Annotated in this window: 11 protein-coding genes; 7 read left to right on the top strand and 4 right to left on the bottom strand. The window is 34.2% G+C overall.

Annotated features, from left to right (window positions below; all coding sequences use genetic code 11):
• Positions 1 to 137: transposase (locus tag IC220_RS04565; RefSeq protein WP_188153369.1), on the bottom strand; the 137-nt coding region annotated here is incomplete at its 3' end.
• Positions 138 to 183: 46 nt separating this feature from the next.
• Between IC220_RS04565 and IC220_RS04560 the strand changes: the two genes are divergently transcribed.
• Both IC220_RS04560 and dnaA read left to right on the top strand, forming a co-directional pair.
• A complete protein-coding gene (locus tag IC220_RS04560; protein ID WP_188153368.1) occupies positions 184 to 453 on the top strand; it encodes a hypothetical protein in 270 nt (89 codons plus the stop codon).
• Between the two features lie 428 nt (positions 454 to 881).
• Complete coding sequence (dnaA, locus tag IC220_RS04555; RefSeq protein WP_188153367.1) at positions 882 to 2,264, top strand: chromosomal replication initiator protein DnaA; 1,383 nt, start codon at positions 882 to 884, stop codon at positions 2,262 to 2,264.
• On the opposite strand, the gene IC220_RS04550 is transcribed toward dnaA, so the two are convergent.
• On the bottom strand, positions 2,244 to 3,035 hold the full coding sequence (locus IC220_RS04550; RefSeq protein ID WP_188153366.1) for a hypothetical protein: 792 nt from the start codon (positions 3,033 to 3,035) through the stop codon (positions 2,244 to 2,246). The genes dnaA and IC220_RS04550 overlap by 21 nt on opposite strands.
• A 168-nt stretch (positions 3,036 to 3,203) precedes the next feature.
• The gene (locus IC220_RS04545) at positions 3,204 to 3,737 is read right to left on the bottom strand and encodes an HK97 family phage prohead protease (protein WP_188153365.1); all 534 of its coding nucleotides are present in this window, start codon (positions 3,735 to 3,737) and stop codon (positions 3,204 to 3,206) included.
• Between the two features lie 150 nt (positions 3,738 to 3,887).
• Between IC220_RS04545 and IC220_RS04540 the strand changes: the two genes are divergently transcribed.
• Complete coding sequence (locus tag IC220_RS04540) at positions 3,888 to 5,018, top strand: type I glyceraldehyde-3-phosphate dehydrogenase (protein ID WP_188153364.1); 1,131 nt, start codon at positions 3,888 to 3,890, stop codon at positions 5,016 to 5,018.
• On the top strand, positions 5,015 to 5,758 hold the full coding sequence (gene tatC / locus IC220_RS04535) for a twin-arginine translocase subunit TatC (RefSeq protein ID WP_188153363.1): 744 nt from the start codon (positions 5,015 to 5,017) through the stop codon (positions 5,756 to 5,758). The genes IC220_RS04540 and tatC overlap by 4 nt, the downstream gene beginning before the upstream one ends.
• Before the next feature lie 28 nt (positions 5,759 to 5,786).
• On the opposite strand, the gene IC220_RS04530 is transcribed toward tatC, so the two are convergent.
• The gene (locus IC220_RS04530; RefSeq protein WP_188153362.1) at positions 5,787 to 6,191 is read right to left on the bottom strand and encodes a hypothetical protein; all 405 of its coding nucleotides are present in this window, start codon (positions 6,189 to 6,191) and stop codon (positions 5,787 to 5,789) included.
• A 165-nt stretch (positions 6,192 to 6,356) separates the two neighbouring features.
• Between IC220_RS04530 and ileS the strand changes: the two genes are divergently transcribed.
• The 3 genes from ileS to IC220_RS04515 are packed head-to-tail and all read left to right on the top strand — an operon-like array spanning position 6,357 to position 11,519.
• Positions 6,357 to 9,497 (top strand): isoleucine--tRNA ligase, encoded by a 3,141-nt coding sequence (gene ileS / locus IC220_RS04525; protein ID WP_410543327.1) that lies wholly within the window; start codon positions 6,357 to 6,359, stop codon positions 9,495 to 9,497.
• 10 nt (positions 9,498 to 9,507) lie between these two features.
• Positions 9,508 to 10,950 carry a UDP-N-acetylmuramoyl-L-alanine--D-glutamate ligase gene (gene murD, locus IC220_RS04520; protein WP_188153360.1) on the top strand — a complete coding sequence of 481 codons (1,443 nt, stop codon included), beginning with the start codon at positions 9,508 to 9,510 and terminating at the stop codon, positions 10,948 to 10,950.
• A complete protein-coding gene (locus IC220_RS04515) occupies positions 10,935 to 11,519 on the top strand; it encodes a COQ9 family protein (protein ID WP_188153359.1) in 585 nt (194 codons plus the stop codon). The genes murD and IC220_RS04515 overlap by 16 nt, the downstream gene beginning before the upstream one ends.
• Positions 11,520 to 11,714: the final 195 nt, after the last annotated feature.

Below are 11,714 nucleotides of genomic sequence, written 5' to 3'. Positions count from 1 at the left end.
GCTCCTGTTCGCCCTATCCACATCACTGCTGCTATGAACTTTCTGTTGTCCTTTGCACTCCTTCCACTATCCCCTTTCTTTCCGGGTAAACTCTCCTTTATCCTTTCCCATTGCTTATCTTTTAAGTCGTATAACATCCTTAGCTTCTCTCAAAAATTGTTATTATAACTCCTTTCTTTTTGAATGTCTACACTACCTATTCAACCTGGTCAATTCGCGAGATATGAAAATATAAATCATGGGTTGAAAGTTGATGTGGTATACAGCGGACAGGGTATGGATATTGGTATGGGCCAGAATGTAGCTGCACAAGTACGCGAAGCATTAGGACCTAATAACGCTTTAAAAGGTGTAGAAGTACAACCAGCACAAGATGGTGCCAAACTACCATCTGATACTCCCAACAAGTCTAGTACTTCCCAAAAGGAAGTAGAATATTGTACGAGACTCTAATCTGCTATATTTTCAAGTATAGCATTAGCTTAATGATTCTACGTAAAAGCCTATTATATAATCTTGAGAAGTAAAGTAATAGGCCTTCCGATTCCTGATGGCAATGGGGTGTTAACAAAACCATATACGTCAAGTAGAGATCAACCTAATTTTGGAATGATTTTTTTTTTGAATAATACTGTATAGGCATACAAATTACAGATGTACATACCCTAAATCCTTGCCATCACGCTCTTGTACCATATACCTAGCAATTTATTAAATTTTTAAATAAAAATGATAGATATAAATGTTTTTACACGCTTTACAATCCACCAATAAATTATCATAATCTAATTTCACATGTGTTGTAACTATAAGCTTTATATTTTGGGTAATCTATTGATTATCTAGTACTTTCTGATTATTATTTTTTCTCGGTGTGGTATATGAACTTTATCAGTCCTAAGGTTTTAGGTATGTCTTGCGATCAAATTATTACAACAACTGATCATAATTCAGCTTGGAAAAAAATCCAGGTTTGTCTCTATAATCTTTATGGAGAAGCAACATATAATAGCTGGCTAAGTTCACTCAAATTTATAAGCAGCAGAAATGGAGAAGTTCTATTATCTGTATCAACAAGGTTTATAAAAGAGTGGATTGCAGTGCATTATATGGAAAAAGTATTATCGTTATGGCAGAATGAAGATAATAGTATATGCTCTATTGATATTCAAGTAGTTGAAGAAAAGGATTCACATCCTAACATAATGCTAAAAAGTAAAGAAGAGATTAATCATAACCTCGGTTCACCATTAGACCCTAGGTTTACTTTCGATAATTTTGTAGTGGGAAAACCAAATGAGTTAGCATTTACAGCAGCAAAGCGTGTAGCAGAATCTATAGATCCCATTCAAGGTAGTAATCCTCTATTCCTATATGGAGGGGTAGGGTTGGGTAAAACGCACTTAATGCACGCTGTAGCTTGGTATATAGTAAATTCCACGTCAGTAAAAAGAAAAGTAGTATATTTATCAGCAGAAAAATTCATGTATCAATATATTACAGCACTGCGAAGTAAGGACATTATGTTATTTAAAGAACAATTTAGATCGGTAGACGTACTTATGGTAGATGATGTGCAATTTATTAGTGGCAAAGATAGCACACAAGAAGAGTTTTTTCATACTTTCAATGCGTTGATAGATCAAAACAAACAATTAATCATATCAGCTGATAGATCACCAAGTGATCTTGATGGGGTGGAAGAAAGGATAAAATCCCGTCTAGGTTGGGGATTAGTTGCAGATATTAATGAAACAACTTTTGAATTGAGACTCGGTATATTGCAGTCCAAGGTAGAACAAATGAATATCTATATTCCAAAAGATGTACTCGAATTTTTAGCAAGAAATATCAAATCTAATATAAGAGAATTGGAAGGAGCACTAAATAAAGTTGCTCACACCTCACTAATTGGCAGAAGTATGACAGTAGAATCAGCAAGTGACACTCTCATAGATCTTCTTAGATCAAACCATAAATCGATTACAATAGAGGAAATACAAAAAAAAGTAGCTGATTTTTTCAATATAAAGGTTGCGGATATACATTCTAATAGAAGACTGCGAAGTTTTGCCAGGCCAAGGCAAATAGCTATGTACCTTGCTAAAAAATTCACACAAAAAAGTCTTCCTGACATAGGCAGGAGTTTTGGTGGAAGAGATCATGCAACTGTGATACATGCAGTAAAACAAATAGAAAGCTTTATAAAGAGTGATCCAAAATTTGCTGACGAAATAAATTTATTAACTAAAACTCTGAAGTAAGTTTGTACGATGACCATTTTCTTCAACATTCGTCATAGAAGTATTAGGTTTTCTTGGTGTAGCTTCTGTTGTATTTCGAGTATTTAATGCATTGATTTCTGTGGGATCATGCTTAAGTTGCTTATTCTCTTCTCTTAATAATTCAATGATTTTTTTTACTTGCTCGTTCTCTTCTCTTAATGCTACCACTTCTTGTGCTGCATCACTAAAAGCTTCTTTTAAAATTTCGAGTTCTATTTCTAATTGTGCTACCTCTTCTTCTAGCTCTTGAATGATTTGTTGATGATATTCCTCATTTAATTGAGATTGTTTAAATCTTTTTAGTAACAACTGAATGTTAAAATCATCCTCATAACGAAGCTCATCTTCATCATCATTTATACCAGAGTCACGGCTATCACCTATTTTTACCTCACCACCTTCAGGGTTATCACTATTAGTAATTTCTACATCAGTTTCTGTTTGCAATTGTGGATCCAAGCTAAAACTCTGACCATCCCCAGGTTGCCTTATCTCATCACTATTAATCGCTTCTGCCTTGATTTTTGTCTGTAATTCTGAATCCAAGGTAATATCCTTATCACCTCCAGATTCTGTTATGTCATCACTATTAGTAACTTCATAAGGTTCAACAATATTCTCCGCCCATTTGTTCCATTTTTTTGGTAATATCTTGCCAAATGTATGCAGATACAGCCACGCAAACACGATAGACCAACTGAGTTTTTTTTCTTTCTTTTCACTACCAATTTTAAAGTCATTACCTGACATAGCATCATCTCAACATATTACTATTAAAACTTCCTCTAAATTTAGAGAAGATTACACTTTATTAACTATTATTAAGTAGGGTAATTATTAATAAAGCTTGTATACTAGTATGTATATCAATTTTTAAATAATGTCAAGTAACGTCTTTCTATTTTTAATAGATTTTTTTTATTTTTCAATTGGCGGTGTGATAAGTACTTCGTTTGCTTTTTGTATTGCTCTAATCAGCATTTCCTGTTCGTCACTTTGATTCTTTACATCAACCACTTGGGCAGCTGAGTTTGCTGGAAAGGTAACCAAACTCACTTCCCATAGTTCTACTTGTTTTAACACTCTAGCTCCAGTTTGATAATCAGTATCATATTTAACGGGCACATAACCAATAGAAAGCCCATCTATCACTCCAGCTTTTAACATCAAGTACACATCTCTTGCTTTTTGAATATCCAAAAGCAAGTGTGCAATTATATACAAACCAACGTCATTTTCATAGATGTCTATAATATTGCCTATAGGTTCACTAGGATCGTGTTGCCAAAGTAGTTTTACCTTATTTTCGTTCAAGTTTTTCTTGAATGCTCCGGGTAGAATTAAATCATTTTGTTTATCAACGATATTAAAAATACTAGCATAGCCGGAAAATATACCGTTTTCTTCTAGATTTTTTAGTGATAATTGTGAATGCAAAAATTTCTTGTTCATAATGAAGTCTCCTTGAAAATTATAGTAAGAATGAGGGTTACAGTGTGCACTGCAATACTATTATACATGAGACTTTATTTAGAGGGGAAGTAAAAATTATGAATGAAATACTAAATAATATTTACTATAATTAAAGTTTTTAGATAAAAAATGACAATACGTATAGGAATTAATGGGCTGGGTAGGATAGGCCGAAGTGTGTTGCGCGCCATTTTTGAAGTAGAAAAGTACAGTAAGCAAATAGAAGTTGTAGCAGTAAATGGTTCATTAGATGCCAGTTTGCATGCGCATTTGATTAAGTATGATTCTATACATGGTAAATTTAATGGTGATGTTGATTTTAGCGATTCCGAAAGTTGGTTATCGATAAATCATAAAAAATTTCCTTTATATAGGGAACGTAATCCTGAAAATATCCCTTGGGATGTTGATGTAGTACTAGAATGCACTGGTGCATTTAACAAACATGCGGCAGCAGCAAAACACAACTCAGAGAAAGTAATAGTCTCTGCCCCGGTTGCGGATAGTGATGTAACAATAGTTTATGGTGTAAATAATCATATGCTTAAAAAGGAACATAGAGTGATTTCAGCAGGGTCCTGTACTACAAATTGCCTCGCTCCGGTTGCACAAATTTTGCACTCTAGTGTAGGCATAAAAAGTGGTTTTATGACTACCATACATGCTTACACAAACGATCAAAATATTCTTGATGGTAATCATAAAGATTTGCGCCGAGCAAGAGCTTGTGCACTATCGATGATTCCTACTACCACTGGAGCAGCAAAAACTATTGGTTCCGTTATTCCAGAATTAAAAGGAAAGCTTGATGGCACTGCAGTAAGAGTGCCAGTTGCCAATGTTTCTATGGTTGATTTTAAATTTATAACTGATAAAAAAGTAACGGCTAAAGAAATAAATGAGATATTTGAAAACGCAACACATGAAATGATAAATAGACCTCTTTCGAAACCGATTTATGGTAAGAAATTTTTAGGAGAAGTGCAAGCGAGCACCACAGAATACTTAGATGTATTTGAGGAGTGTAGATCAACTTCGACAACAAAATTGCCATCAGAAATTGAGTTTCAAAAGAGGTCTAATGTGCTTTCTGTATGCAAAGAACCTATGGTTTCTATAGATTTTGTACATAATCCTTATAGCGCAATTGTAGATTTATCCGGTACGTATGTTACAGGAGATATATGCAGGGTTGCTGCATGGTACGATAATGAGTGGGCTTTTGCACTCAGAATGTTAGATATAGCACTTATTATATGAAACAGACTTCATTTTTTGAACATTTTGCAGAGCTAAGAAAACGAGTAATTTTTTGTTTTCTGTTTTTTTGTGTTATCTTCGGTTTATGCTACTATTTCAAAGAAAGCATATATCGTTTTTTACTTTCACCTTTAATAGAGGTTACAAAAGATAATGATGACTTTTCTCTCATCTATACAGATCTAACAGAAGCATTTTTTGTATACCTTAAAGTTGCAATTATGAGTGCTTTCTTATTCTCTTCGCCTGTCTTTATATGGCAATTTTATATGTTTTTAGCTCCTGGTTTATATAAAAGTGAAAGAGCAGTTCTATTACCATACTTAATTGCAACACCTGTTTTATTCACAACTGGAGCAACTATAGTCTACTATTACATATTTCCTTTAGCGTGGAAGTTTTTTATCACATTTGAAAACAGCGGTAAGTCTTTTGGTATACCGATAGAATTTATGCCATCGGTAAGTGAGTACCTAGATCTTGTAATTCAGTTTATGTTTGCATTCGGCACTGCATTTCAAATTCCAGTCATACTTACATTAATGGTCAGAGTCGGGTTGCTAACTACACAAAGTTTGTCAAATAGACGTAGAATTGCCATAGTGATAATTTTTATTATAGCGGCAATTTTAACTCCTCCTGACGTATTAAGCCAGATAGGACTTGCTATACCAATGCTGATTTTATATGAATTATCAATCCTTATATGTAGATATATTGAAAAGAAGAAAGGTACTTAGGCAAAAAATTGAAGCTTATAAGCTCAATTTATTTTTCAACTCCTCCTTTATGCTGTGATGCTTCACTTAAATTTTGAAGTGAAAATTGTGGGGCTTTATATAAAGAAATAGCCAAACCTAAACATCCAACAGCTATTATGATAGCACCAAGAGTCATATTAACACGAGTCATTAGCACTACTCCTGCTAAAACAGTAAATAGAGATAGAGCAACACAAAAAAGCCCGCTTGCTCCATTTGATGGTTTACGTTTTTTGCTGTTAAAATGTGTTGTTTGTTCTGCTAATTTTGATGCTCTATCAACTAACTCTGGAAGTCCCTCTCCAATTTGCCTATTCCATTCCTGAAAATCTTTAACATTTTTCTCAAACTCTGCATTTTTTATCCCATAAGCTTGAGCCTTGCTATGTAACTCGTCTAAAAATACTGTCATAAATTTTCCCTCTTTTAACCTACTAAAGAACATTAACTATTAAAGATGGTTATGTCAATATAGCATAGCCAAAAAGTAATTAGATTTTCCTGCTGCCATTAAGATGATCTTGTTATTGCAAAGAAAATTGGATATCCTTATGCCTTAATATACTTACAAATGAACATGCAAAATAAGCATTATCCTGATACAACAAGTAGCCCTAATTTTCCATCAATTGAAGAAGAAATAATAAAATTTTGGCAAGAGAATAAAATTTTTGAGCAGTCAGTGGAAGAACGCTCTAAGGATAATAGCTTCGTGTTTTATGATGGACCTCCGTTTGCAAATGGTCTGCCTCATTACGGACATTTACTCACTGGTTTTATAAAGGATGCATTTGCAAGATATCAAACAATGCTAGGAAAGCGTGTGGAAAGAAGATTTGGTTGGGATTGCCATGGATTGCCGGCTGAGATGGGTGCTGAAAAAGAACTTGGAATATCCGGTAGAAATGAAATAGAGAAATTTGGCATAGAAAAATTTAACAATCATTGTTGCTCCTCTGTGATGAAATTTGCATCAGAGTGGGAAAAATATGTTAATAGACAAGCAAGATGGGTGGATTTTCATAATGACTATAAAACCATGGATAAATCATTTATGGAATCAGTTATGTGGGCGTTTAAGCAGTTATATGATAAGAATCTAGTATATGAATCAGTGCGTGTTGTGCCTTATAGTTGGGCATGTGAGACTCCGTTATCCAATTTTGAGACCAGGCTTGATAATGCTTATAGAGAAAAGACAAGCAAAGCTATAACTGTTGCATTTGAACTTTTAGAGAAACCACGACAATTTAAAGATGCTATACAAAAATGTAAATTGCTTGCCTGGACCACAACTCCTTGGACACTGCCTAGCAACCTAGCTTTGGCAATAGGAAAAGAAATTAAATATTGTGCAATATTTGCCAATAATGAAATTTGTATTTTCGCTGCAAGCTACTTAGAAAAGTTTATTGATCACTGCACAAAGAACAGTATTGTACACACAGAGTGTAACGTAGAGCTTACAGCTGATGATCTTGTAGGTCTTACATATAAACCATTGTTCGATTACTTTAAAGATACAAAAAATGCATTTCGGATTTTCACTGCCGATTATGTCACTGAAGAAGATGGTACTGGAGTTGTGCACACTGCTCCTGGGTTTGGTGAAGAGGATTTTAATCTCTGCCAAAGTCATGATATCCCCACAATTTGCCCGATCGATAATAGTGGTAATTTTACAGCTGAAGTTCAAGATTTGGTTGGAGTGAATGTTTTTGATACTAATGATACAATAATAAAGAAATTAAAAGAACAGGGTAATTGGATAAAAACTGAACAGTACATCCACAATTACCCGCATTGCTGGAGAACCGATACTCCTTTGATCTACCGTACTATGCCTTCGTGGTACGTTGCAGTCACAAAATTCAAAGATAGAATGATAGAGTTAAACAAAAAGGTTAATTGGACCCCATCTCACATTAGAGATGGTCAATTTGGAAAGTGGCTTGAAGGAGCACATGATTGGTCAATTTCACGTAATCGTTTTTGGGGTACGCCAATACCTGTATGGAAGTCAGATGATGCCCGATATCCTAGAATAGACGTGTATGGTTCAATAGAAGAGTTGGAAAAAGATTTTAATGTTAAAATAGAAGATTTACATAGACCATTTATAGATACTTTGACAAGGCCAAATCCAAGTGACCCTACAGGAAAGTCTACCATGCGTCGTGTATCTGATGTGTTTGACTGCTGGTTTGAGTCTGGCTCAATGCCGTTTGCACAGGTTCATTATCCATTTGAAAACAAAGAGGGATTTGAAACTGCAGATTTTATTACTGAGTACATAGCACAAACTCGAGGCTGGTTTTATACACTGTTCGTACTATCTACAGCTCTATTTGATAGAGAACCATTTAAAAATTGTATATGCCATGGTGTGGTTTTAGATATAAAAGGGCAAAAGTTGTCCAAGCGTTTGAATAACTATGCAGATCCTATGGAGGTTTTTAACCAATATGGTTCTGATGCACTGCGTTTTTTAATGCTCTCTGGTTCGATAGTTTGCGGTGGCAACTTGCTGCTTGATAAAGAAGGAAATTCAATACGAGATATACTGAGGAATGTAGTGAGGCCTATTTGGAATAGTTATCACTTTTTCACTATGTATGCAAATGCAGATGGTATTAAAGCTGAATTTTGTAAAAACTATAAAAGTACAATCGATCGTTACATGATTGCTAAGTGCTTTGAAGCTGTACAAAAAATCCAAATCTCTATGGATAACTACAATTCTCAGGAAGCCTGCAGGGTTTTAGTGGATTTCTTTGAAGTGCTAAATAATTGGTATATTCGTCGTAATCGTGAGCGTTTTTGGAAGAGCAATTTAGATCAAGATAAAATCGATGCTTATAACGTTTTATATTCAGTTTTTTACTACATATTAAGAGCTGCATCCCCCTTGCTGCCATTGATAACAGAAGCAATCTGGCAGGGGCTTAAATATGAAGAGATATCAGTTCACTTAGCTAATTTTCCAGCACAAGAAGAATTTGATAGAGAACTCATTACTAAAATGGATCTTGTGAGGGAAGTATGCAATTCTGCATTATCTATTAGAAATACCTACAACATACGTATAAGGCAGCCACTTAACAGTATAACGATTTACTATAGATCTTCTTTTACAGAAGAATATCAAGAAATGATAAAAGATGAAGTCAATGTAAAAAAACTGGAACTGGTGGACAAATTGGAAGGGATTGCATCACAGGAACTAAAACTTAACTTTCCACTGCTGGGAAAGAGGATGCCAAACAAAATTCAAAACCTAATTCAGTGTGTGAAACAAGGAAAATGGAAGCAAATTGAAAATGAGCAGATATTGCTAGGAAATGAATTAGTTATACAAAAAGAAGAGTATGAATTGCTATTAAAAGCAAATAGTGAATTTTCTTCTGTATTTGATAACAACAAAGGAGTTGTGATACTCAACACTACTTTAAACGATGAATTAATTCTAGAAGGGCTTGCAAGAGATATAGTAAGACTTATTCAAGAAACCAGAAAACAGGCGGATTTTCACATATCCGATCGAATCATGGTGATAGTCAAAACAGAAGATGAAAAAACTAAAGAAGCAGTAGCCAAGTGGATTGAGTACATAAAAGAGCAGACTCTTTCATCACATATTGATGTTAATAAGGACGATAAAAATTACCATTTAAGTAGCTATGGAAATGTCTCTATATGCGTAAAGAAAGCAACTTAAACAGGCAAAAATGATACGGTTAGATCAGTACAAAAATCAAAGTGTTGCAGTTTTTGGTCTAGGCAAAACCGGTTTATCCGTTATTAATGCACTAATAAATAGTGGAGCAAAAGTCTATGCATGGGATGACGATAATGAACAAGTCTTAAAGGCTAAAAGAGTGCATGAAAAGTGTAATTTTATTCACCCTAAACAATATAACTGGCACGAAATAAATTCATTGATTATCAGTCCTGGTTTGGATCCACAATTGCATTGGATAACAAAACTTGCAAAATGCAAAATAAAATCTGATATTGAATTATTTCTTGAAACTCTCACTGCAAAGCAAAAGGTAGTAGGAATTACAGGAACAAATGGTAAATCAACTACCACATCATTGATAGGCCATATATTAAAACTTGCAGGAAAAAAAGTAGGTATTGGCGGGAATTTAGGTAATCCTGTTTTGAATTTAAATGCAGACGAAGAAATTTACGTAATTGAACTTTCCTCTTTTCAACTAGAGTTGATTGATGAAATTAGACCTCTTTCGAAACCGATTTATGGTAAGAGGAGAAGTGCAAGCGAAGCACCGCAGGAGGAGCGTAGCTCAGCTTCGACAACAAAATTGCCATCAGAAATTGAGTTTCGAAAGAGGTCTATTAATGTGGACATTGCAGTATTGCTAAATATCACTCCAGATCACATAGACAGGCACAAAAGCATGGAAAACTACATAAGAATTAAATCAAAGTTAATAAATGGCAGTAAAACAGCAGTTATAGGGCATAATACTGCTGGAATATTCAACAGTTTTACTAGAAATAAAATACCAATATCAGAAGAGGGCAATGAAGTACTTTGCAACTTATTAAGCAACGGTGACATCAAGGTAAATTTGATCTCCAATGCAGAAAATATAGCAGCTGCGTATGCTGTATGTAAATTACTTGCAATAGATGATAGTACTATTATTGATGGAATTAGATCCTTTTCAGGGTTGAAACATAGAAATGAGTTATTGGGCAAGGTAAAAAATGTGTCATTTGTTAATGATAGTAAAGCTACTAACGCAGAAGCAAGTGAGAAAGCATTATTGTCTTACAACAACATATATTGGATTGTTGGCGGGAAAAGTAAAATGGAAGGTATAAAACCACTAAGCAAGCACTTTTCCAGAATAAAAAAAGCATTTTTGGTTGGAGAATCTACCGAAGTTTTTGCGAGTACTTTGGAAAGTAAAGTAAATTTTACAAAATGTGATAATCTAGAGAATGCTTTTAGACTAGCTTGCAGTGAAGCCTTTGATTATCAGGAAGAAATAACAATATTACTTTCCCCTGCGTGTGCTTCTTTCGACCAGTGGAAAAATTTTGAAGAGCGCGGTGAAGCTTTCTGCAAAATGTTTGAAAATTTAAAGGATTCGTTTACAATCAACTTCGATGGGGCTTCAAAATGCAGAATAAACTAATAATAAATGAATTAATTAAAGCTATACCGTTTGAAGGAATAAGTGATGCAACACTATTGAAGGTGTGCACAGATCTTAATTTAGCTAATAGCTTCTGTAAATTTCAAGATGGGATATATAGTGCTTTAGAGTATATAGCAGAAGATTTAAATGACTCAATGGAAAATGAGTTAAAGAACTGCAATTTGGAAGATATGAAAATACGTGAGCGAGTAAAATTAGCAATTCGTATACGCCTTGCAAATTATGCCAAACTACCAAATTATAGAGAACTATTAAGAGATATTCTATTATTCTCTGTACTACCAAAAAATACGTACTTCTCTAGTAAAATTTTGTACAAAACTGTCAGTGCAATTTGGTATGGCATTCATGATCAATCCACAGATTTTAACTACTACACAAAACGCGCAATATTAGCTGGAGTTTATTTAAGCACAATGCTCTTTTTTATTAACGATTACTCAGAGAATTTTGTAAATACTTTGTCGTTTCTTGATAGGCGTATCGACAACGTAATGACATTCCAAAAGTTAAAAGTCCGCTTTAAGCAAATTTTTTCGTTCTAGGCTCTGTGAACCAAAATTTGGCAAAATAAGAAAAAAGTGGTAGTTTAACCGTGAATAAATAAGGAGAAACTACCAAATGCATACAAGAAACAAAATGGAAACAAATTTTTGCAAATTTGAAAAGCGTAAAAGGAATACACAGTAAAAACGAAGATCGGCTAAGAAGGTTCATGGAATCAGTGTGGTACATGGCTC

It is taken from the genome of Wolbachia endosymbiont of Pentalonia nigronervosa, from assembly GCF_014534705.1.
Classification (GTDB): domain Bacteria; phylum Pseudomonadota; class Alphaproteobacteria; order Rickettsiales; family Anaplasmataceae; genus Wolbachia.
The sequence above is the reverse complement of the archived record's forward strand: the minus strand, read 5'-3'. Positions and strand labels throughout refer to the sequence as shown.

Bases quoted from the DNA above. Each gene is read 5' to 3' on its own strand.
- IC220_RS04560 (WP_188153368.1), top strand. From the start codon at position 184: ATGTCTACACTACCTATTCAACCTGGTCAATTCGCGAGATATGAAAAT.
- dnaA (WP_188153367.1), top strand. From the start codon at position 882: ATGAACTTTATCAGTCCTAAGGTTTTAGGTATGTCTTGCGATCAAATT.
- IC220_RS04550 (WP_188153366.1), bottom strand. From the start codon at position 3,035: ATGTCAGGTAATGACTTTAAAATTGGTAGTGAAAAGAAAGAAAAAAAA.
- IC220_RS04545 (WP_188153365.1), bottom strand. From the start codon at position 3,737: ATGAACAAGAAATTTTTGCATTCACAATTATCACTAAAAAATCTAGAA.
- IC220_RS04540 (WP_188153364.1), top strand. From the start codon at position 3,888: ATGACAATACGTATAGGAATTAATGGGCTGGGTAGGATAGGCCGAAGT.
- tatC (WP_188153363.1), top strand. From the start codon at position 5,015: ATGAAACAGACTTCATTTTTTGAACATTTTGCAGAGCTAAGAAAACGA.
- IC220_RS04530 (WP_188153362.1), bottom strand. From the start codon at position 6,191: ATGACAGTATTTTTAGACGAGTTACATAGCAAGGCTCAAGCTTATGGG.
- ileS (WP_410543327.1), top strand. From the start codon at position 6,357: ATGCAAAATAAGCATTATCCTGATACAACAAGTAGCCCTAATTTTCCA.
- murD (WP_188153360.1), top strand. From the start codon at position 9,508: ATGATACGGTTAGATCAGTACAAAAATCAAAGTGTTGCAGTTTTTGGT.
- IC220_RS04515 (WP_188153359.1), top strand. From the start codon at position 10,935: ATGCAGAATAAACTAATAATAAATGAATTAATTAAAGCTATACCGTTT.